General features: G+C 74.9%; 19 protein-coding genes. 12 read left to right on the top strand and 7 right to left on the bottom strand.

All coding sequences use genetic code 11. The annotated features are described in order from the left end of the window. Window positions 1-88: 88 nt before the first annotated feature. The 4 genes from MICAU_RS18545 to MICAU_RS18530 all read left to right on the top strand — a co-directional run bounded on the left by MICAU_RS18545 (window position 89) and on the right by MICAU_RS18530 (window position 3956). On the top strand, window positions 89-1051 hold the full coding sequence (locus MICAU_RS18545) for a PaaX family transcriptional regulator (protein WP_013286878.1): 963 nt from the start codon (window positions 89-91) through the stop codon (window positions 1049-1051). Beyond that, the gene (locus tag MICAU_RS18540) at window positions 1042-2295 is read left to right on the top strand and encodes a cytochrome P450 (RefSeq protein WP_013286877.1); all 1254 of its coding nucleotides are present in this window, start codon (window positions 1042-1044) and stop codon (window positions 2293-2295) included. The genes MICAU_RS18545 and MICAU_RS18540 overlap by 10 nt, the downstream gene beginning before the upstream one ends. A 96-nt stretch (window positions 2296-2391) precedes the next feature. Then, complete coding sequence (locus MICAU_RS18535) at window positions 2392-2652, top strand: acyl carrier protein (protein WP_013286876.1); 261 nt, start codon at window positions 2392-2394, stop codon at window positions 2650-2652. Window positions 2653-2717: 65 nt separating this feature from the next. Further along, entirely contained in the window at window positions 2718-3956 is a 1239-nt protein-coding gene (locus tag MICAU_RS18530; protein ID WP_013286875.1) for a beta-ketoacyl-[acyl-carrier-protein] synthase family protein, read from the top strand. A gap of 30 nt (window positions 3957-3986) precedes the next feature. Here MICAU_RS18530 and MICAU_RS18525 read toward each other — a convergent pair whose 3' ends face one another. From MICAU_RS18525 to MICAU_RS18515, 3 genes are all read right to left on the bottom strand, one after another. Then, window positions 3987-5300, bottom strand: a complete 1314-nt coding sequence (locus MICAU_RS18525; protein ID WP_013286874.1) for a glycosyltransferase family 2 protein — start codon at window positions 5298-5300, stop codon at window positions 3987-3989. A gap of 12 nt (window positions 5301-5312) precedes the next feature. Beyond that, window positions 5313-5606, bottom strand: coding sequence for a phosphopantetheine-binding protein (locus MICAU_RS18520; RefSeq protein ID WP_244879622.1), 294 nt, complete (start codon window positions 5604-5606; stop codon window positions 5313-5315). Between the two features lie 74 nt (window positions 5607-5680). Beyond that, window positions 5681-6361: a 4'-phosphopantetheinyl transferase family protein gene (locus tag MICAU_RS18515; protein WP_013286872.1), complete on the bottom strand. Its 681-nt coding sequence runs from the start codon at window positions 6359-6361 to the stop codon at window positions 5681-5683. Between the two features lie 65 nt (window positions 6362-6426). On the opposite strand from MICAU_RS18515, the gene MICAU_RS18510 reads away from it, so the two are divergent. Next, window positions 6427-7836: a condensation domain-containing protein gene (locus MICAU_RS18510; protein WP_041799043.1), complete on the top strand. Its 1410-nt coding sequence runs from the start codon at window positions 6427-6429 to the stop codon at window positions 7834-7836. A gap of 4 nt (window positions 7837-7840) precedes the next feature. Here MICAU_RS18510 and MICAU_RS18505 read toward each other — a convergent pair whose 3' ends face one another. Further along, entirely contained in the window at window positions 7841-9043 is a 1203-nt protein-coding gene (locus tag MICAU_RS18505) for a cytochrome P450 (protein ID WP_013286870.1), read from the bottom strand. Between the two features lie 10 nt (window positions 9044-9053). Further along, complete coding sequence (locus MICAU_RS18500) at window positions 9054-10217, bottom strand: nucleotide disphospho-sugar-binding domain-containing protein (RefSeq protein ID WP_013286869.1); 1164 nt, start codon at window positions 10215-10217, stop codon at window positions 9054-9056. 157 nt (window positions 10218-10374) lie between these two features. Here MICAU_RS18500 and MICAU_RS18495 point away from each other — a divergent pair, with 157 nt between their 5' ends. Further along, a complete protein-coding gene (locus MICAU_RS18495) occupies window positions 10375-11586 on the top strand; it encodes a cytochrome P450 (RefSeq protein WP_013286868.1) in 1212 nt (403 codons plus the stop codon). Window positions 11587-11593: 7 nt separating this feature from the next. On the opposite strand, the gene MICAU_RS18490 is transcribed toward MICAU_RS18495, so the two are convergent. Beyond that, window positions 11594-12457, bottom strand: a complete 864-nt coding sequence (locus MICAU_RS18490; RefSeq protein ID WP_013286867.1) for a TauD/TfdA dioxygenase family protein — start codon at window positions 12455-12457, stop codon at window positions 11594-11596. A 161-nt stretch (window positions 12458-12618) separates the two neighbouring features. Between MICAU_RS18490 and MICAU_RS18485 the strand changes: the two genes are divergently transcribed. From MICAU_RS18485 to MICAU_RS18460, 6 genes are all read left to right on the top strand, one after another. After that, the gene (locus tag MICAU_RS18485; RefSeq protein ID WP_013286866.1) at window positions 12619-13644 is read left to right on the top strand and encodes a methyltransferase; all 1026 of its coding nucleotides are present in this window, start codon (window positions 12619-12621) and stop codon (window positions 13642-13644) included. A 251-nt stretch (window positions 13645-13895) separates the two neighbouring features. Further along, on the top strand, window positions 13896-14915 hold the full coding sequence (locus MICAU_RS18480) for a polyprenyl synthetase family protein (RefSeq protein ID WP_013286865.1): 1020 nt from the start codon (window positions 13896-13898) through the stop codon (window positions 14913-14915). Beyond that, window positions 14912-15946 (top strand): UbiA family prenyltransferase, encoded by a 1035-nt coding sequence (locus MICAU_RS18475; protein WP_013286864.1) that lies wholly within the window; start codon window positions 14912-14914, stop codon window positions 15944-15946. The genes MICAU_RS18480 and MICAU_RS18475 overlap by 4 nt, the downstream gene beginning before the upstream one ends. Next, window positions 15943-17643: a prenyltransferase/squalene oxidase repeat-containing protein gene (locus MICAU_RS18470; protein ID WP_013286863.1), complete on the top strand. Its 1701-nt coding sequence runs from the start codon at window positions 15943-15945 to the stop codon at window positions 17641-17643. The genes MICAU_RS18475 and MICAU_RS18470 overlap by 4 nt, the downstream gene beginning before the upstream one ends. Further along, complete coding sequence (locus tag MICAU_RS18465) at window positions 17640-18914, top strand: FAD-dependent oxidoreductase (RefSeq protein WP_013286862.1); 1275 nt, start codon at window positions 17640-17642, stop codon at window positions 18912-18914. Before MICAU_RS18470 ends, MICAU_RS18465 begins: the two co-directional genes overlap by 4 nt. Then, on the top strand, window positions 18914-19939 hold the full coding sequence (locus MICAU_RS18460; RefSeq protein WP_244879621.1) for an aminotransferase class I/II-fold pyridoxal phosphate-dependent enzyme: 1026 nt from the start codon (window positions 18914-18916) through the stop codon (window positions 19937-19939). Before MICAU_RS18465 ends, MICAU_RS18460 begins: the two co-directional genes overlap by 1 nt. Here MICAU_RS18460 and MICAU_RS18455 read toward each other — a convergent pair. Next, window positions 19844-20812, bottom strand: a complete 969-nt coding sequence (locus MICAU_RS18455) for a 2-hydroxy-acid oxidase (RefSeq protein WP_244879620.1) — start codon at window positions 20810-20812, stop codon at window positions 19844-19846. The genes MICAU_RS18460 and MICAU_RS18455 overlap by 96 nt on opposite strands. Window position 20813: the final 1 nt, after the last annotated feature.

Below are 20813 nucleotides of genomic sequence, written 5' to 3'. Positions count from 1 at the left end.
GCGAAGTGTCAATCGACATGCTCCGATGAGCTGCGGCGGCGTTCGTCTACAGTCGGTGCACCGTCCCTGAGCCGAGCCCGGAGCGCGTGTGGCAAGCCCGTTCGACATCGAGGAGATCTACCCGGACGAGGGACCGGCGCCGCGGCTGCCCCGGCGGCAGGCCGGCACCTCGCCGCAGAGCGTCGCGGTGACGCTCCTGACCGACTACACGCTGCGTACCCGCGCCGCGCTGCCGTCCGCGGCGATCGTCGCGCTGCTCGGCGAGGCCGGCGTGACCAGCGCCGGCGCGCGTACCGCGATCAGCCGGCTGGCCCGCCGCGGTGTGCTGGAGGGCAGCCGGCAGGGCCGCAACAGCTTCTACCGGCTCAGCCGCGCCGCCGCCGCCGACCTGTCCGCCGGCGGGAACTGGATCACCGCCTCCACCGCCGAGACGCAGGCGTGGGACGGATGCTGGACGATCGTCGCCTTCTCGCTGCCGCAGGACCACGGCACGCAGCGCCGGGCCCTGCGCGGCCAGCTGCGCTGGCTCGGCTTCGCGCCGCTCTACGACGGGCTGTGGATCTCGCCGTACGAGCTGGCCGGACCCGCGTGCGCCCGGCTGGCCCAGCTCGCCCTCGGTGCGGTCACGGTGTTCCGGGGACGGCAGGACGCGCTGGACGCGATCGGCCAGCGCGCCCCCGTGGACGCCTGGGACGTCGACGCGATCAGCGGGCACTATGAGGCGTTCCTGCGGCGGTGGACGCCGCTGGTGTCGCGGCTCGGCTCCGTCGACGGCGCCGCCGCCGTGCGGGCGCGTACCGAGGTGATGGACACGTACCGGCGGTTTCCCACGCTCGACCCGCGGCTGCCACTGGAACTGCTGCCCGCCGGATGGCCGCGCCGGGCGGCCCGGGACCTGTTCGCGGCCGTCTACGACGGCCTGGCCGGGGCCGCCGAAGCCCACGTCCGGGCGGTCGTCGCCCGGTTCGCCGACCCGGTGCCGCCCGGCATCCGGGCGCACACCACCGCCGACATGCTCGCGGGCGTCGGCGAGGAGCGGCCATGCGCGTGACCATCTCCCTCGACGAGCTGCTCGGCGACGAGGTACGGCGCGACCCGTACCCGTTCTACGCCCGGCTGCACGAGGCGGGAGAGGCGGTCGCGCTGCGGCCCGCCGACCCGCACGCGCTCGTCGTGCACGGGTACGACGCGGTCAACCGGGTGCTGCGCGACCCCGTCTTCCGGGTACTCGGCGCCGACTACCTGGACCGGGCCGGGGTGCGCTGGCGCGAGCACCAGGTCATCCGGATCCTCCAGTCGTCGATGCTCAACGCCGCCGAGGGCGACCACCTGCGGGTCCGACACCTGTTCTCCCAGGCCCTCACCCCGCGCCGGGTCGCCGCGCTGGAACCGGCCATCGGGCGCATCGCCGACGGCCTGCTCGACGGGCTCGCCGCCGAGGGCGCGGACGGCCGGCCGGTCGACTTCATGGCCCGCTTCGCGCTCCGGCTGCCCAGTGACGTCATCGGCGAGCTGCTGGGCGTGCCGGAGGCGGACCGGGAGTGGTTCCCGTCCCGGGTCCGCGCGTTCGACGCGGTGCTGGAGATCGGCCGCCGGTCCATGCGCGAGGTCCGGGCAGCCAACGTGGCGGCGGCGGAGCTGACCGCGTACTTCACCGACCTGGTCGCCGCACGCCGGGCGGCGCCGCGCGACGACTTCGTCTCGGCGCTGCTGCGCGGCCTGGACGACGAGCCCGGCCGGCTGAGCGCCGACGAGCTGCTGGCCAACCTCATCATCATGTACAACGCCGGGTTCCGGACCACCGCGAACCTGCTCGGCAACGGGCTGGTGCTGCTCACCGAGCGGCCGGACGCGCGGGACGCGCTGCGCGCCGATCCGTCGCTGGCCGCGTCGTACGTCGAGGAGATCCTGCGGTACGAGCCGCCTGTGCACTTCGCGGTCCGGTACGCCGCCGAGGACACCGAGGTCGCCGGCCTGCCGGTGGCGGCGGGCCGGACGGTGGTGGTGCTGACCGGTGCCGCGAACCGGGATCCGCGCCGCTTCCCCGACCCGGACCGGTTCGACCCGTCCCGCACGGACAACCGGCACCTGGCGTTCAGCGCCGGGCCGCACTACTGCTTCGGGGCGACGCTGGCCCGGACCGAGGGACGGCTGGTCCTGCCCCGCCTGCTGGACCGCTTCCCGGCGCTGGCCGCCGAACCCGGGCCGCGCCGCGCGCTGATGCTGCGCGGGTACGACCGGCTTCCGGTACGGCTGACCGACCGGATATCTTGCCAAACCAATCCGATCGAGTAAGGTCGATGCTACGCGGAGTGTCCGCTCCGCGCCTCACAGGTTCCGTCGAGCAGGTCGAGTGCGCCGCCAGGACACCGTGGAAGGGAAACACCGGGCATGACCGACGAGATCCGCGCGTTCCTCCTCGCCGCACTCACCGAGATGAAGTACGACGTCTCCGACGTCGACGACGACACCGTCTTCGGTCCCGCCGGGCTCGACGTGGACTCCCTCGGCCTGGCCGAGCTGGCGGTACGTGTGGAGGACCGGTTCGGGGTCGCCTTCGACGACGACGAGGCGGAGGATCTCGCCATGATGACCGTCGGCGAGTTCAGCCGGACGGTGGCGGCACGCATCGCACCGGCCTCGGCGCACTGACCGATGTCGGGGCACGGCACCCGGCCGCGCGGCGTCCCGGCGCCCACGTCGGCGCAGCGGTTCCGGTGAGCGTGCGCGAACCGGTCACCGTCACCGGGATCGGACTGGTCAGCCCGGTCGGCGCGACCGCCGCCGAGGTGTTCGACGCGGTCTGCGACGGCCGGTCCGGGCTCACCCGGCCCCCGGCCGGCCATCCGCTGCGCGGCGTCGTCGACGTCGCCGCGTTCGCCCCGGCGATCGACCCGGCGAGCGTGCTGCCCGGCCCGGAGTCACGCGTCGTGGACCGGTCGATCGTGATGGTGCTGCGCGCCGCCGAGGACGCGCTCGCCGACGCCGGACTGCGGATCGGCCAGGACGTCGATCCGTACCGGGTGGCGGTCGTCGTCTCCGGCGTCGGTGGTCTGTCCACGCTGGAGGAACAGGTGCTCGCCCGCGCCGGGCGGGGCCGGTTCGGGGTCAGCCCGTACATGCTGCCCGGGACGCTGCCGAACATGGGCGCGGCCCGAATCGCGATCAAGTTCGGCATCCACGGCTACACCTCGTCGATCGGCACGGCGTGTGCGGCCGGGGCGCAGTCGATCGGGGAGGCGCTGCGCATCCTGCGCGCCGGCGAGGCGGACGTGGTGCTCGCCGGATGCGCCGAGGCGCCGCTGTTCCCGACGTTCGCCGACGCGTTCGGCAACGCCCGCGCGCTGGCCCGCGGCTGGGCCGACCCGGCCGCCGCGAGCCGCCCCTTCGACCGCCGCCGCAACGGGCTCGTCCTCGGCGAGGGCGCCGGGGTGTTCGTCCTGGAACGCGCCGAGCACGCCGCCGCGCGCGGCGCCCACCGGCACGCCGACGTGCTCGGCTGGGGTGCCACGAACGACGCCCACCACCCGACCACGCCGCGCCCCGACGGCGCGGGCGCGGCCCGGTGCATGCGGATGGCCGTCCGCGACTCAGGGCTGGTGCCTGGCGACATCGGGTACGTCAACGCGCACGGCACCAGCACCCGGGCCGGGGACGCCGCCGAGCTGGCCGCGCTCGCCGAGGTGTACGGCGCCGCCCCGCCGCCGCTGAGTTCGACCAAGGGCGTGACCGGGCACATGCTCGGCGTCTCCGGCGTGATCGAGGCGGCCGTCGCGGTCGAGGCGCTGCGTCGCGGCCTGCTGCCGCCCACGCACAATCTGGACGACCCGGAGCGCGACGGCGAGGTCGACCACATCCGCGGGCGGGCACGCGCCACGGCGGTGGACGCGGTGCTGTCCAACTCGTTCGGCTTCGGCGGGCACAACGTCAGCCTCGTCCTGGCCCGGCCCGCCTGAGCGGCGCGGCCCCCTGCCCGGCCGGGTACCTCAGCGGAGCGTGATCACCGTGGCGGTGTCGTACGCGGCGACGGCGACGGTGAAGTGCGGGCGCAGCATGTCGGCCACGTAGTCGAGGTCGGCGACCAGCGGCACCGGAAGCAGGGCGCGCTGGTCCGGGCCGGTCCGGGTGGCGACCAGTTCGATCCGGTCGGCCTTGAGCAGCCCCCGGGTGAGGAACGCGGGCAGGTCCTCGGGCAGCAGGCACCGCCACATGTCGACGTTGACGATCAGGTCCAGCGCGCCGGCCTTGAACTGCTGGAGCACGGTGCCGAGCAGGTGGGAGTTCGTCTCGCCGACCGGCGCGTCGTGATCGAACGTGTGCGACCCGGCGCCCAGGTCCAGCGTGGACACGCCGTTGCCGACGATCAGCGCCGCGCTCGCCGTCAGCTCCTCGCGCAGCGACGCGGGCAGGACGTCCGGCCGGCCCAGCCCACCGGCCCGATACGCCTCGATGGCCTGGCCGTAGAGCCGGATCCGGCCCAGGTGCCGGCCGAACGTGTTGAGCCCGTACAGCACCTCGACGTCGTAGCGCAGGTGCTTGCGCAGCAGGTACTTCATGTTGTCCATCGAGGCGAGCCCGTTCGACGTCTTGCGGAAGTGCGGCAGGTGGTAGGAGAGCGCGTCGACGTCCAGCCGGAACAGCTCCGGCGGCGCGCCGTGCAGGTGGAACACCCGGTAGAAGAAGTCGAGGTCCTCGAAGCCCCACTTGACCATCGCCTCGTCGAAGCCGCCGACCCGCCGGAACGACTCGTGGTCCACCGAGGCGTTGTGGGTCAGGCCCAGCACCCAGGGCGCGCTCGGGAAGTCGTCCGTCCGCTGCGGGAGGGCGATGTCCTCCAGCCGCGGGTCGCCACGCTCGGCGTCGAGCATCACCGGGGCGACCGGTTCGCCCCGGCGCAGCGCGTCCGCGCCGACCCAGTCCAGGTCGTACCGCTGCCCGAGCAGCACCCCGGGCCGGCCGGCGCGACCGGAGTGGAAGTCGCGGTGCCGCTCCAGCAGCCCGGGATGCGCCACCGTGTCGGCGTCGAGGAACATCAGCGTGTCCGCGCGGGCCCGGGCCGCCGCCGCGTTGCGGTTGGCGCTGCGGCCGCGGTTCCGCTCGCTGCGGACGTAGTCGATCCGCAGCCGGTCCCGGTAGGCGTCCACCACCGGGCCGAGCGCCACGGCCGAGCCGTCGTCGCCGACGATCACCTCGAAGTCGCCGGGCGGCAGCGTCTGCCGGGTCAGCGACCGCAGCGTCGCGTCGAGTGCGGAGCCGTTCTCGTGCGCGGGCACCACCACGCTCAGGCCGGGCCGGTCCACGTCTCGGCCTGCTCAGCGCGGGGTGGAGTTGGCGGTGATGTAGTCGGCCAGGTCGCCGAGCGTGGCCATCCGATCCTCGTCGAGTTCCTCGACGTCGATCTGGATCTCCAGCTCGTCCTCCAGCGACAGCAGCAGCTCCAGGCCGAGCGAGGAGCTGAGGCCGAGGTCGTCCATCAGCTGGGTCTGCTCGGTGACCGGCGTGTCCGGCCGGAGCATGCGGGTCAGCAGGACGGTCAGGCGGTCGACGACCTGGTCACGGGGCGGCGCGTCGGCCGGCGCGTCGTGTTCTAGCACCGGGCGTCCCACGAGTCGATCATGCGCGTCGGCATGGAGTCATCAGAGCAGGGGACATCGGCAGGTGTCAACGGGTACGGCGATCGTCACCGATCGTGACCGAGGCCGGTGTGGCACTCGACGGCGTACGGCCGGTCGCCGGCGAGCGCGACCGCCACCGCGTACCCGGCGGGTGTGGGCAGGTCGGCGAGCCGGTGCGGGCCGGCCGGCTCGACGCACTCGACCACGTCGGCCCGGTGCACCGGCACGGCGAGGTTGGGCCACAGCCGGCCCCCGGCCGCCTTGACCGCCGCCTCCTTGCGCGCCCACAGCCGGGTGAACCGCAGTGCCCGGCCGGCCGGGTCCGGTCCGGCGGCGACGTGCCGGGCCTCCCGCGGGTCGAAGAAGCGCGCGGACGCCGACACCGGGTCACCGCCCGGCGCGACGTGCTGGATGTCCACCCCGACCGGGCGGCCCTCGCTGAGCGCGACCGCCACCAGGTCGCCGGAGTACGACAGGCTCGTGTGCAGGCCGCTCCACGGGCCGGTCAGCGCCGGTTTGCCGTACCGGCCGCGGTGCCAGGTCAGGGCCGCCGGTGGCGCGCCGGCAGCCCGCCCGGCCAGGACGCGCAGCGCGCCGTGCGCCACTGTGAACCGGTCCCGCAGCGCCCCGGCGCCGAGCCGCGCGGCCCGGTTCCGCTCGTCCGCGTCGAGCACCGCCCGGTACCGGGCCAGCTCGTCCGCCGGCACCGCCACCGGGACGATCCAGACCCGGACGGCGTCCCGCATGGACGGCAGCGTAACCGTGCGCCGTCACGTTGACACACACCGATGCGCGTTGCTCTGATGAGCGGGTGTTCGCGCAGACGGTCCAGGCCCAGGTTCCCGTGGCGTTCGCCGGGCCGGGCGCCGGCACCGCGCCCCTGACCTGGGGGCAGAAGGCCATCATGCAGGACATGCGGGAGACCGGCTGGACGCACAACGTCAGCGGCGCCCACCCGATGCCCGCGGGTGTCACGATCGAGCAGGTGGCGGCCGAGTTCGCCGCGCTGATGGCCCGGCACCCGGCGCTGCGGATGCGGCTCGGCGCCGGCGACGGCGGCGGCCCGTGCCAGGTCGTGTCGGCGAGCGGCGAGACGGTCCTGGACGTGGTGGACGTGCCCGACGACGCGGACCCGGCCGACGTGGCCGCGTTCGCCTACGACCTGGGCCACGCCCGCCTGCTCAGCCACTACGACCTCTACCGGGACTGGTCGGTGAGGATGGCGGTGATCCGGCACCGCGGCGCGCTGGTGCACCGGGTGCTGACGATCGACCACCTCGTGGTGGACGGCACCGCCACGTCCCTGATCCTGGCCGACCTCGGCCTGGCCGGCCGGCCGGTCCGCCGGGTCGCCGACCCGCGTACCGTGCAGATCCTCGACCTGGGGCGGCGGGAGGAGACGCCGCCGCTGCGCCGGCTCAGTGACCGGGCCGTGCGCCACTGGGCCGAGCATCTGCGGGACGTCCCGCCGCTGACGTTCGGTGAGCCGAAGGCCGGTGGGCGCCGGGGCCACCGGTACTGGCACGGCCGGTTCAGCTCGCCCGCCGCGTACCTGGCGGTGCGGGCCATCGCGGCGCGGACCCGCACGGACACCTCGCGCGTGCTGCTCGCGGTCATCGCGGTCGCGATCGGCCGGGCCACCGGCGTCAGCCCGCTCACCGCGAAGCTCATCGTCGGCAACCGGTTCCGGCCGGGCTTCGCCGAGGCCATCGCCCCGCTCAGCCAGAACGGCGTGCTGCGCGTCGACACCGCGGACACCACCGTGGACGAGGTGGTGGCGCGCGCCCGCCGGGCCGCGGTCTCCGCCGGGAAGTACGCCTACTACGACCCGGCGCAGCTCGCCGAGGTCTCGGACCGGCTGGACGCCGAACGCGGGTACCCGGCCCGGATCAGCTGCCGGATCAACGACCGGCGGGTGACCACCCGGCAGGCGGCCGACGGCGGGCTGCACGACGACCCGGTGACTGCCGAGCGGATCCGCCGCCGGGCCGACGAGACGTTCCTGGTCTGGGACGGCCCGCTGGACCACCTGCCCGAGCAGGTCTTCATCACCGTCGAGGACCAGCCGGAGACGGTTCACCTCCAGGTCATCTTCGACTTCGGCTGCTTCACCGAGGAGCAGGCGGAACGGCTGCTGCGCGGCGTGGAGGAGGTGGCGGTGGAGGCGGCGCTCGACGCCGCCGCGCCGACCCGGGTCGTCCCCGGGTCGGCGGGCGGCTGACCGGTCACCGGTCCCAGGTCACCGGCAGCGACTCCAGGCTGCGCACCACCAGCCCGGGCCGGAACCGCAGCTCCGCCTCGTCGACAGCGAGCCGCAGCCCTGGCAGCCGCCGCAGCAGCGCGCCCAGCGCCTCCTGCAACTCCATCCGCGCCAGCGCCGCGCCCAGGCAGTGGTGCGGACCGGCGCCGAACGCCAGGTGCGGATTGTGCACGCGGGTCAGGTCGAGCGTGTCCGCGCCCGGGAACACAGTGGCGTCCCGGTTGGCCGACGCGATCGCCGGCAGCACCGCGGCGCCGGCCGGCAGGCGTACGCCGCCCAGCTCCACCTCCTCGGTCGTGACCCGGGGCAGCAACACCCCGTTGTCGCCGAGCTGGATGAAGCGGGACAGCTCCTCGACCGCCCGGGCCACCGCCACCGGATCGTCGCCGCGCAGCCCGGCCAGCTGCTCCGGATGGCGGGCCAGCACGAGCAGGAACAGGTTGAGCTGGTTGGTGGTGGTCTCGTGCCCGCCCACGAAGATCCCGGCGGTGACCGACACCAGCTCCCGTTCGGTCAGGTCGTCGTGGTCGTCCCAGACCGAGATGAGCGCACTCATCAGGTCGTCGCCGGGCTCGCGGCGCCGCTCGTCGATCAGCTCGCGGAACGCCTCCAGCGCGGCCCGGGGCGCGTCCGGATCGGCGTCCCAGTCGCCGACGAGAGCGTCCGACCACTGGCGTACCCGCTCCCGGTCCCGCTCCGGAATGCCGAACAGCGTGCTGATCACGGAGATCGGCAGGGGACCGGAGAGGTGCGTGATCAGGTCGGCCGGCGGACCCGCGGCCTCCAGCTCGTCGATCATCCGGTCGACGAGCGCCGCGACCCGCGGGCGCAGCTCCTCCACCCGGCGGACGGTGAACGCGTGCGAGACGGCCCGGCGCATGGTGGTGTGCCGGGGCGGGTCCATCCCGATCAGCGAGTCCTCGGCGAGTGAGCCGAGTTCCCGGGTCGGGCGGTTCGGGCCGGCCGCGGCGGCCCGGCTGAACCGCTGGTCGGTGAAGACCCGGCGCACGTCGGCGTGCCGGGTGGCCAGGTACGCGCACGCCCCGTCGGGCAGCTCGACCCGGGCCACCGGGCACGTCTCCCGCATCCGGGTGTAGTCCGGCGACGGGTGGTAGATCGTCGGAGCCGGCGCGAGCGGGTACGGGATGGCCGGTGGCTCCTGCGTCATCTGCGACTCCTCAGATCGGGCCGCCCCGGGCCAGGGCGGCAAGCGCCGGCACCAGATCCGCGGGGGCGGGCATGGCGTGGACCCGGTCACGCATCGACGTCGCGGCCCGTCGCCGGGGCCCGTCACCGACCAGTTCGCCGACGAGTTCCCGGACCGCGTCGGCGGTGGCCTGCTCACCCGTCAGCGAGGTGCCGGCGCCGGTGGCGGCCAGCCGTTCCGCGTTGAAGTGCTGGTCACTGACCTGCGGCAGGACGAGCTGCGGCACGCCGTAGGCGAGCGCGGTCATGGTGGTGCCGGCCCCGCCCTGCTGCACGAGCGCGGCGCAGGTCGGCAGCACCAGCCGTACGGCCAGCGGCCCGTCGACCAGGCGGACCCGGGCCGGCAGCGGGCCCAGCCCCTCGTGCTGACGCGGTTCGACCACCACGACGACCTCCACGTCGAGCTCGGCCACCGCCCGGATCACCCCGCCCAGGTCGAACCGGTCGTGCAACCCGGCGGCGGCCATCATGGTGCCCGCCGTGACGCACACCCGGGGCCGGCCCGCCGGGCGGCGCAGCCAGTCCGGCACCACGGCCGGACCGTTGTACGGCACGAACCGCACCGGACGGCCGGGGCGCGCCGTCGGCACCTGCATGGGTGGCGGCACCGGATCGAGCGTCAGGACGCCGTCCAGCGGCACGTCGGCGGCGCGCAACCCGAACCGGGCGGCCAGCGGCCCGACCACCTGATCCGGGTCCATGCGCAGTGTGGTCGAGGAGTCCGGCCCCCACAGGTTCAGCACGCCCGGCACGCCCAGCGCGGCGGCGGCCACCGGCGCGGCCAGGTTGAACGGCTCCCAGAGGACCAGGTCCGGCCGCCAGGACCGGCCGAAGGAGACCAGGTCGTCGAGGACGGCGTCGGCGAACCGGACCACCCCGCCGTCGGCGGTGATCGCCGGCACGACCGCGCCGGCCGACGCGGAACCGGCGAGCGGGGCCACCGTGCCGATCCGGCCGGCGAACGCCTCGGCGAAGTCGACGTCCGCGCCCAGCGGTACGGCGGCGAGCCCGGCCGCGCTGATCGTGGCGGCCATCGACGGGTGACTCGCCACCCGCACCTCGTGACCGGCGGCCTGCAACGCCCAGCCGAGCGGGACCAGGCTGTAGAAATGCGACCGCCAGCCCCACGTCGACATCAGAATTCGCAGCGGCGCAGTCAAATCCCACCAATCCGCGCGGCGAAACGGCAGCCCTGGAGAACCGATGCTAGGGGATCGGCACCGGTACGCGGAAGGCCGCGGACGCATGCGACGGATATTGACGCCGGACTAACCGATGCTGGACTCTTAGCCGATGTCGGACGTGGACCGCGATCAGCTGCCCGGTGGCCCGGTGACAGTCAATTCCGGGCTGCGTTCCTATCCGTTCGAACCGTTCACCGGAGACCTTCCCGCCGAGCTGCTGGAGATGGTCGTCGCCGAGCCGGTCAGCCGGGTGCGGCTGCCCGACGGGCGGGCGGCCTGGCTGGTGCTCGGCTACGAGGACTGCTGCACCGTCCTGGCCGATCCCCGCTTCTCCCGGCTGCCGCTGGGCGCGACGGCGACACCGGACGGCGGCGGCCCCCGTGAGTTGAACATGGACGGTCCGGCGCACGCCGTGGTGCGGCGGGTGGCCGGCCGCGCGTTCACCGCCCGGCGCATCGGGACGTTCCGGCCCCGGGTGCAGCGGCTGGTGGACGAGCTGGTCGACGCCATGCTGGCCGGTCCGCGCCCGGCCGACGTGGTGGCCGGACTGGTGGCGCCGCTGCCGGTGCTCGTGGTGTGCGACGTGCTCGGCGTCCCGGCCGCCGACCGGCCCCGGTTCTACGCCTGGATCGAGGGGCTGAACTCGGTCACCGCGTACGGCTCGGCCGCCGCCGTGACCGCGCAGGCCGAGCTGCGGGACTACCTGGCCGGGCAGCTGGCGCGCAAGCGGGCCGAGCCCGGCGACGACCTGCTCTCGGCCTGGGTCCGCGGCGGCGGCGCGCACGAGCTGGTCGACGCCGAACTGGTCGAGCTGGCCATGGGGGTGCTGCTCGGCGGGCTGGAGATCAATTCGACGAGCGCGGGCCTGCGCGCGTTGTTCCAGCACCCGGAGCAGCTGGCGAAGCTGCGGGCCGCGCCGGGCAAGCTCGCCGCGGCCACCGACGAGATCCTGCGCTACACGTCGGTGAGCGCCATGTTCCGGGTGCAGGTGGTCCGCGAGGACCTGGTCCTCGGCGGGGTCGGGATGAGGGCCGGCGACTGCGTGATGGCGATCCCGTGGGCCGGCAACCGCGACCCCCGGTTCTTCCCCGAGCCGAACGTCTTCGACATCGACCGCCGGCCCGGTGTGCCGCATCTGACCTTCGGCTTCGGGCCGCACTTCTGCCTCGGCACGGCGCTGGGCCGGATGCAGGTGGAGCTGTCGCTCGGGGCGCTGCTGACCCGGATGCCGGCGCTGTCTCCGGCCGTGCCGCTGGCGGAGATCCCGTGGCGGCACGACCGGATGAACGGCGGCATCGCCTCCTTCCCGGTCACCTGGTGACCGGCGGTCAGTAGCTCTCCACCGCGTTGACCCGGCCCGGCCAGTAGCGCTCGCCGGGTGCCGGGACGTAGTGCTCCCACCGGGGCTCGTTCCCGGTCGGGTGGTCGCCGAGCACGGTGATCCGCTGCCCGCGCCGCAGCCCGTCGTAGTCGTTCACGGCGTAGTGCTGGGTGACCCGGTTGTCCCACACCGCGACGTCCCCGGTCCGCCACCGGTAGCGGCAGGTGAACTGGGGACTCTCGGAGAAGGTGAACAGGTGCTCCAGCAGCGCGTCGCTCTCGTTGCGGGTCAGCTGCGGGATGTGCGAGGTGAACAGCCGGTTGACGTACAGCGAGCGGCGCCCGGTCTCCGGGTGCACCCGGACCACCGGGTGTTCGGCGCGGCTGGTGAACTCGGTGCCGATCCGGATGACGTGGATGGCGGTCAGCCCGTCGAGCAGGTCCCGCATCGGCGCGGAGAGCGCCTCGTAGACCCGGTACTGGTTGGTCCACATGGTGTCGCCGCCGACCTCGGGCAACTGGATCAGGTGCAGGATCGAGGCGATCGGCGGGCTCTGGTGGAACGTCATGTCGGTGTGCCAGACGTCGACCTTGCCGCCGTCGGCGGAGTCGATGACGACGATCTCCGGGTGTCCGTCCAGCCGGGGCAGGTACGGGTGCAGCTCCACCTCGCCGAAGCGGCGGCCGAACGCGACGTGCGCCTGCGGCGTCAGCCCGGTCTGACCGGCGAGGAAGACCACCTGGTGCTTGAGCAGCAGGTCGTGGATCAGCGCGAAACCCTCGTCGGTGAGCGTGTTCAGGTCGATGCCGTGGACCTCGGCGCCCAGCGCGCCGGAGACGAGCCGGACCTCGGCCGCGATGGATGTGGTCATCGATGATCCCTCCGGTCTGCGCGCCTCGGCTGGTCCGCGAATTGTTCCACGTCCATGAATGTCCTCACCAGCCGTCGTCGTTGACTCACCCGCCGTACGCCTGGAAGCATGCGCACCGGCGGGGGCGGCGGTGCCGGCCCGCGACGCGGGAGGAGGCGCCGGTGTCGATCGATGCCCAGATCGAGGGTGACGCGGGGGAGCGGCTCGACCGGCTCACCGACCTGGCCACCCCGTTCGCGGTCCGCACGGCGGTGACGCTGCGCGTGCCGGACCGGATCGCCGCGGGCGTCACCGGTCTGGGTGAGCTGGCCGACGCCTGCGGCGCGGACGCCGCCGCGCTGGGCCGCCTGCTGCGCTACCTCGCGCACCGGGGCGTGTTCGTCGAGGTGTCGCCGGACGTGTTCGGCCTCACCGACGTCGGCGAGCTGCTCTGCGACCGCGACGGCGGCGGCCACGGCGCCTACCTGGACCTCGGCGGGCTCGGCGCGCGGATGGACCTGGCCTGGACCGGCCTGCCGCACGCGATCCGCACCGGCGGGCCCGGCTACCGGGAGGTGCACGGGCGCGACTTCTGGGCCGACCTCGACGCCCACCCGGACCACCGGGCCTACTTCGACGCGCTGATGCTCAGCCAGCAGCGGTTCACCGCCCCGGAGGTCGCGGCGCTCTACCCCTGGCACGAGGCGAAGCACGTGGTCGACGTGGCCGGGGGTGCGGGCGGGCTGTTGCGGGAGGTGCTGGGCGCCCATCCGCACCTGCGGGGCACGCTCGTCGACCGCGACGAGCCGGTGGCCACCGCCGCCGCGACGTTCGCCGCCTGCGGCCTCGCCGACCGGGCCGAGACCGTGGTGGGGGACTTCTTCGCCCCGCTGCCGCCCGGCGCCGACGTGTACGTGGTCTCCCGCGCGCTCACCGACTGGAGCGACGCCCACGCCACCGCGATCCTGCGGCGCTGCGCCGAGGCGGCCGGGACCACCGGCAGGGTGCTCGTCATCGAGGTGCTGCCGACGGTGCCGCACGTGCCGCACCTGTCCCCGTACGACCTGCGGATGCTGGTCCTCGTCGGCGGCCGGGAGCGCGGGTTGCCCGAGTTCGCCGCGCTCGCCGCCGCCGCGGGCCTGGCGCCCCGGCGCACCTACCACGGCACCGACGGGCTGACGCTCATGGAGTTCGCCGCCGGCGCCTGAGCGGGCCCGGGGGAGCCGAACCTGTCCGGTGCCGTCCCGTGCGCCCGAACATTGACGTATATGCATCGAGATGGCGGCCGTGGGTCAAACGGCGGATTTCTCTGCGCATCGGTCAATGTGCTGAAGAATGCTGTCGCGACATTTGCGCCACCCATGTCCATGCGCGTTTATCAATGGTTGTTCCGGGGAGGACCTACCGGTAACGTCTCGCGTGGCGACTAGCCGATCCCTGGCGAAAGGGTCGACGCGTCATGACGGTTGCTGGCTCCACGCGATATCCGCCCTTCATCGACGACCTGGCCCGCAGCGAATCGGGGCGGCTGCTGCGCGCCGAACTCGGCCGGCGGTGGCCGGAGACGCCCGACCAGCTCGACGCGATCGTGCGCTACGCGCTGCTGCCGGCGGGCAAGATGCTCCGCCCGATGATGACGCTGCACGCCGCCGAGGCGGTGGGCGGATCACCACGGGACGTCCTCGCCGCCGCGCTCGGCACCGAATACCTGCACGTCGCGACGCTCGTGCACGACGACATCATCGACGCCGACACGCTGCGCCGTGGCCGCCCGGCGGTCCCGGTCGCGTACGGCATCCCCGGCGCCATCGTGGCCGGCGACCACCTCATCTTCCACGCCTTCCAGGCGATGGTGGAGAGCGGCCGGGCGGTCCCCGCGGCGTCGGTCGTCGCCGCCGTCACCGCGCTCGCCGAGGCCGGCCAGGACCTGTGCCGGGGCCAGGCGCTGGAGGCGCGGCTCGTCGGCGACCTGGACGCGGGCGCCCGCTGGTACCCGGAGATGATCCGGCTCAAGACCGGCTCGCTGTTCCGCGCCGTGTGCCACATCGGCGCGTTGCTCGGCGGCGCCGACCCGCTGGTGGCCTCCGGGCTGGCCCGCTACGGCGAGCACGTCGGCACCGCGTTCCAGATCCGCGACGACCTGCTGTCCTACCTGTCCACCCCGGAGCAGACCGGCAAGCCCGCGACGAGCGACCTCAACAACGGCCGCCCCACGCTGCCGTTGCTGCTGGCCTACGACGCGATCAGCGACGCCGCACGGGTGGAACTGCTGGCGGTGCTGCACCGCCGTGGCGCCGGTCCCGGCGACGTCGAGTGGGTCACCGCCCTGCTCCGCGAGGTGGGCGCTGTCGACGGCGCCCGGCGGCTGATGGTGGAGCACGCCGAGCGGGCCCGCGCCGAGCTGGCAGCGCTCACCCCGTCCGCGAGCGCGGACGTGCTCACCGGCATCGCGGCCTGGATGACGAGCGAGATGGCGTGAGCACGGCCGGCGCCGTGCGAGCACTGCGGGCCCACGTGGAGACCTGGCGGCCCTACACCCTCTGGTACGTCGGGCTCGTCGGCCTGGCCGGCGCCGCAGTGGCCGGTGGCCACGATCCGTGGCTGCTGCTGTCGGCCTGGGCCGCGCCCACCGCCGGCTGGCTGGGTGGCCACTATCTCGGCGACTACTTCGACCGCGACCTCGACGCCGGCAGTAAGCCGCACCGGCCGATCCCGTCCAGCCGGCTGCGCGCGGGCACGGCACTGTGGTGCGGCAGCGCCTGCTTCGCCGCACTCGGGGTCCTGGCCGTACTCGGTGGATGGGGCACCACAGTGGCGGCGCTGCTGGCCGCGTGCGGCATCGTCGCGTACAGCAGGTGGTTCAAGGCCCGGGGGATCGCCGGCAACCTGGTCCGCGGCGCGCTCGGCGCGGTCGCGCTCGGCTACGGCGCGCTCGCCGCCGGCCTCGCGCCGGACCGGGACTGGGCGGTGCCGGTGCTGCTCGCGCTCGTCGTCGCGTTCTGGTCGCACGACGCCATGTCCAACCTGGTCGGCGCGCTGCGCGACATCGACGGCGATCGTGCCGGCGGCTACCGCACGCTGCCGGTGGGGCGGGGCGTGCCGGCGGCCGTACGGACCGTGGTGGCGCTCTACGCCGTCACGATCGGCGCCGCCGTGACCGCCGGGCTGCTGGCCGAGCCGGGCACACGGATGGCGTACCTGGCGACTGTGCTCGTCGTCCTGGTCACCGGCGTCGCCGCGCTGGCTCCGCTGGTGGCGCGCCGCGACGGGATGCCCGTCCTGGTGGCGCTGCGCGCCCACTCGGTCCTGGTCGTCGAGCGGGTGGTGCTGGCCTCGGCGGCGGTCGGGCTCGGCCTCGGCGTCGCCGTGCAGCTCGCGCTCGCGCTGCCGATGGTGCTGCTGACCTGGCTGGCGCAGCGCGGCATGCGCGTCCGGCACGAACTCGGCCCGCCGGTCGCGGGCCTGACCCTCGCCACCCACAGTCGACTGCCTCTGGAGGACGCGCCATGACCGCTGTGACCGCCGAGGCCGTCGGGAAGGCCCTCACCGCTGGTGCCGAGGCGCTGTTCCGTCGCCGCCGCCCCGACGGCGCCTTCAGCGACGACCCACCCGCCTCGGTGCTCGGCACCGCTGGCGCTGTCGCCGCGCTGCACGCCGCCGACCCGTCCGGCTGCGCCGACCTGGTCGACGCCGGAACCGCCTGGCTGCGCCGCGCGCAGCACGACGACGGCGGCTGGGGTGGCGTCGTGGGCGCCGGCACCGCCGTCGTACCCACCGCCGTGGCGGTCGCCGCGCTGGCGCTGAGCGCACCGGCTGACAGTGCCGACGCGATTGCGGCGGGCCGCGCCCGGCTGGCCGCGCTCGGCGGCGTCGACACCATCACCGATCCGGCGATCTCGCTGCTGTGCCGGCAACTGCTCACCATGGCCGGGATGACAGCCGAGGCCGGCCCGCTGCGCCGGCTGCCGCTGGAGATCGTCCTGTTCGACCGGGTACGCCGGCAGCGCCTGTCGTTCCGTACCGCGCCGTTCGTCGGGCTGGCCCTGATGCAGGCCGACATGCTGCCCGCGGGCCGGCTGCGCCGGGCCACGCTGCGCCGCGCCCGTCCGGCGGCGGTACGGCTGCTGCGGTCCATCCACGACCACGAGGGCCGCACCGGAGCGCTCAGCGAGGACCCGTGGCCGGCCGCGCTCGTCCTGCTCGGTCTGGCCCGCAGCGGCGAGGCGCCCGACATCGCCCGCGCCGTCGTCGGCTGGCTGCGCCGGGCGGTACGCCCCGACGGATCCTGGGACGCGGTCAGCAACCTGGACCTCACCCGGTCCGGGTACGCGGCGACCGGGCTGATCGCGGCCGGCTACGCCGACGATCCCCGGCTGCACGCCACCCGGGAGTTCCTCCACGCCGCCCGCAAGACGGAGGCGTTCGAGGTGCTTGACGTGCCGCCGGGCGGGTGGAGCTACTCGAACGCCCGGGGCTGGCCGGTCACGCTGGAGTCGGCCGAGATCCTCTCCGCGCTCGCCGGACTCCCCGGTGCCGGCACCGACCCGGTGCTGCGCCAGGGACTGGCGTGGCTCGTCGGCCGCCAGGACAGCCGCGGCTCGTGGAGCCTGTGGGTCCGCGACACCCGGCTCCCCAACGACGGACCCTGCCCGGCCATCACCAGTCAGGCGATCCTCGCGCTGCACGACGCCGGGCATCCGGACGACCATCCGGCGATCGCCCGCGCGGCGGCCTGGCTGCTCACCCGGGCCGCGCCCGACGGCACGTTCGAGAACCTCTGGTACCGCGACCACACCTCCGGCACCGCGGTGGTGGTCGCCGCGCTGTCCCGGGTCGGGCACGCCCGGCACGAGGTGGTGCGCCGCGCAGCCCGGTGGCTGCGCGACACCCAGCTGCCCGACGGCTCGTGGGGCCCGGGCGACGGCACCGGCGGCACTGTGGAGGAGACGTCCTGGGCGGTGCAGGGCCTGCTCGCGACCGGCGATCCGGACGCCGCCGACGCGGTGGACCGGGGCGTCGCCTGGCTGGTGGCCGCCGCCGGACCGGACGGCGCCTGGCCCGCCGCCCGGGTGTGCAACTACATCCGCCACCACATGCGGTACCCGAACGCGGTGATCACCCAGGCGCTCGCGCTGCGGACGCTCGGCGAGTACCGCCGGGCCGCCGCCACGCGGTCCGGCGCCGCACCGGGGGCGATGGCCCGATGACCGCCGACGTGGTGGTGGCCGGCGCCGGCGCGGCCGGGCTGGCCTGCGCGCACGCGCTCGGCGCGCTCGGCCTGCGGGTGCTCGTGCTCGACCGGCAGCGCGCTCCCGCGTCGATCGCCAAGGGCGAGATCCTCCAGCCCGAGACGGTCCGCATCCTCGACTCCTGGGGCGCGCTGGACGCCCTGCGGGCCACCGGCGCGCGCCCGGTCGGGCGGCTGGCCATCCGCGACGCGCACGGCGAGCCGCTGCTCTGCCTGGACTACGCGGGCCTGCCCGGGGCGTACCGGCAGATCCTCTGCGCCGACTACGGCGACCTGCGCGCGGTGCTGACCGACCGGCTGCCGGCCGGCGTGGAGGTCCGGTGGGGTGTGCGGGTGACAGGCGTCCGGCGCGATCACGACGGGCGGATCGACGGCGTCCGGGTCGTCGCGGACGGCGCCGAGCGGGACATCGAGGCGTCGCTGGTGGTCGCGGCCGACGGCATGTCCTCGCCGCTGCGCCGCGCGGCCGGGATCGGCGTGGAGCGCCGGGAGTACCCGCACGGCCTGGTCGCCTTCGACGTGGACAGCGCCGAGGTGGCCGACGAGGTGTCCGCCTACCGCACCGCCCGGGGACTCTGCCTGGTCTACCCGCTGCCGGGCGGGCGGTGCCGCCTCTATGTGCAGGTCACACCGGACGAGTTCCGGGGCCGCGTGGACCTGGACGCGTGGTGCGGACGGCTGCTCGCCGCCGTCCCGGCGATCAGCCCGCTGGAACCGGCCGTGCGCGCGAGCCTGCACCGGCGCCAGTTGCTCGCGGTCTACCGGCTGCGCAGCGCGCGCCTGGCCGCACCGGGGCTCGCGCTCGCCGGTGAGGCCGCCCACGCGGTGCACCCGATGGCGGCGCAGGGCGTCAACAGCTCCCTCGGTGACGCTGAGACGCTCGCCGCCTGCCTGGCCGCCGAGGGCGGCGCGCCGGAACCGGCCGCCGTGGACCGGGCGCTGCGGGCCTTCGAGGCGGCCCGGCGGCCCCGGCTCGACCACGTCGCGACCGTCAGCCACAACGCCTCCCGCATGATCACCGCCGTGTCCGGGCTGCCGAAGCTGCTCGGCGCGCGGATGATGCGCCGTACCGCCGCCAACCCCCGGCTGCTCGGGCTCACCGCCGGCAACCTCTCCGGCACCGACGTCCGGCCGCTGTCGGCCGTCGACCGGCTCTACCAACTGGGGCTGCTGGCCGACCGGCACGCGCACACCCCGTCCCCACCGGTCCCGTCGGAAAGTGAGCGATGATGACGCCTGCCACCGCCGTCGGGACGCAACCCCCGGCCGACCTGTCCATGAACGAGACGCCCTACCCGCCGCTGCCGGGGATCCGGCGGGTGGTCGAGGGCGCCGCCGCGACGCTCCAGCGCTATCCGGACCGCACGTCGTCGGCGCTCGTCGCGGCGCTGTCGGCGCGGCTCGGCGTGGGCCCCGAGGCGATCCTCGTCGGCCCCGGCTCGGCCGGACTGTGCCAGCACCTCGTGCAGTCCCTCGGACCACGCCCGGACGTCGTCCACCCCGCCCTGTCGTTCGAGGGCTACCCGCTGATCATCGGCAACGCCGGCGCCCGCGCCGTGCCGGTCCCGATGCGCGGGTACGACCACGACCTGCCGGCCATGGCGGACGCGGTCACCGACCGGACCCGGTGCGTGCTGCTGTGCAACCCCAACAACCCGACCGGTACGGCGCTGCGCCGCGACGACGTCGAGGCGTTCCTCGACCGCGTCCCGGCCAACGTGCCGGTGATCGTGGACGAGGCGTACCGCGAGTTCGTCACCGACCCGCGCTCGCCGGACGGGATGGACCTGTACCGCGCGTACGACAACGTCTGCGTGCTGCGCACGTTCTCCAAGGCGTACGGGCTCGCCGCGCTGCGCGTCGGGTACGCCGTGGTGCCGCCCCGGCTCACCCGGGCCGCCGCGCTCACCGGGGCGGTGTTCTTCCCCTCCGCGCTCGCCCAGGCGGCGGCGGTGGCGAGCCTGACGCCGGAGGTGGGTGCCGAACTGACCCGGCGGTGCACGGAGCTGGTGGCGGCGCGTACCGGCCTGATCGGCGCGCTGCGCGGCCTCGGGCTCACCGTGGCGCCCAGCGAGGCCAACTTCGTGTGGCTGCCGCTGGGGGAGCGGGCCGTGCCGTTCGCCGAGCGGGCCCGGGAGGCGGGCATCCTGGTGATGGCGCTACCAGGCGCCGGGGTCCGGATCACCGTCGGCGCCCCGGAGGCGAACGAACGGCTGTGCGCGTTCGTCCGCGCCGCGCTCGCCGACGGGCTCTGACCGGCCCGCCGGCGCCAGCGCGGCCACGCTCAGGTAGCCCAGGCCGGGCTCGTAGTCGGCCACCACCACCGGCCGGGGCCGCGCCGCGTCCCCGGCGAGACGGTCCAGCAGCGCCCACCAGACCCCGGTGGACGGCTGCCTCGGTGGACCGGTCGTCACCGCGCCGCCGCCGGGGCCGGGCCACACGGCCGCGAGGTCGGCGCCGAGCACGACCGCGACATCGGTACGCCCGGCCGTCAGCTCGTGCACCTCGGCCGCCGCGAGCGCCGCCACGTCGCCGGGGCCGACGTCGGCGTGCTGGCGCAGCCCTGTCACCCGCGCCCCGCCGGTCCGGGCGGTGTCGTCGGCGGCGGTGCCGTAGAGCATGGCCACCGCCCGGTGGCGGGCCGGTACGGGCACCGCCGTGTCGTACGGCAGGACCGCCTGCTCGACGGTGAGCAGCAGGGCGCGGCGGCACCCGTACTCGCGGGCGATCCGCAGCCCGGTGAAAGCCGCCGCCGAACCCTGGTCGCAGAGCGCGAACGACATCGGCGTGCCCGGGCACACGTGACTGAGGTACGCCGCGGTGGCCCGCCCGGGCAGCACGTCGTGCACGGCGAACGCCAGCACCAGCAGGTCCACCGGCTCGTCCGGCGGCACGACCGCCCGGATCAGCTCGGCGGCCATCTCCCCGTACGACTGACCCAGCGCCCCCGACGGCGCGTCGAACAGACCGTCCGGCACGCGCAGCCCGTACGGCCGGGTCAGGTCCGCCAGGTAGCCGGCGGTGCGCTCGCGCAGCACGGGATCGCCGAGCAGCGCGGCGGGGCCGGTGACCGTGTGCCGCGCGGCCCGCAGCAGGCGCAGCCCGTCGTCCAAGGTGGCCTCCCGCACG

This window comes from Micromonospora aurantiaca ATCC 27029 (assembly GCF_000145235.1).
GTDB classification, from domain to species: domain Bacteria; phylum Actinomycetota; class Actinomycetes; order Mycobacteriales; family Micromonosporaceae; genus Micromonospora; species Micromonospora aurantiaca.
The sequence above is the reverse complement of the archived record's forward strand: the minus strand, read 5'-3'. Positions and strand labels throughout refer to the sequence as shown.

What these genes read in the sequence shown, in the direction of transcription:
- MICAU_RS18540 (WP_013286877.1), top strand. Translation starts at nt 1,042, where the DNA reads ATGCGCGTGACCATCTCCCTCGACGAGCTGCTCGGCGACGAGGTACGG.
- MICAU_RS18535 (WP_013286876.1), top strand. Translation starts at nt 2,392, where the DNA reads ATGACCGACGAGATCCGCGCGTTCCTCCTCGCCGCACTCACCGAGATG.
- MICAU_RS18515 (WP_013286872.1), bottom strand. Translation starts at nt 6,361, where the DNA reads ATGCGGGACGCCGTCCGGGTCTGGATCGTCCCGGTGGCGGTGCCGGCG.
- MICAU_RS18505 (WP_013286870.1), bottom strand. Translation starts at nt 9,043, where the DNA reads ATGACGCAGGAGCCACCGGCCATCCCGTACCCGCTCGCGCCGGCTCCG.
- MICAU_RS18500 (WP_013286869.1), bottom strand. Translation starts at nt 10,217, where the DNA reads ATGTCGACGTGGGGCTGGCGGTCGCATTTCTACAGCCTGGTCCCGCTC.
- MICAU_RS18495 (WP_013286868.1), top strand. Translation starts at nt 10,375, where the DNA reads ATGTCGGACGTGGACCGCGATCAGCTGCCCGGTGGCCCGGTGACAGTC.
- MICAU_RS18490 (WP_013286867.1), bottom strand. Translation starts at nt 12,457, where the DNA reads ATGACCACATCCATCGCGGCCGAGGTCCGGCTCGTCTCCGGCGCGCTG.
- MICAU_RS18480 (WP_013286865.1), top strand. Translation starts at nt 13,896, where the DNA reads ATGACGGTTGCTGGCTCCACGCGATATCCGCCCTTCATCGACGACCTG.
- MICAU_RS18470 (WP_013286863.1), top strand. Translation starts at nt 15,943, where the DNA reads ATGACCGCTGTGACCGCCGAGGCCGTCGGGAAGGCCCTCACCGCTGGT.
- MICAU_RS18465 (WP_013286862.1), top strand. Translation starts at nt 17,640, where the DNA reads ATGACCGCCGACGTGGTGGTGGCCGGCGCCGGCGCGGCCGGGCTGGCC.
- MICAU_RS18460 (WP_244879621.1), top strand. Translation starts at nt 18,914, where the DNA reads ATGACGCCTGCCACCGCCGTCGGGACGCAACCCCCGGCCGACCTGTCC.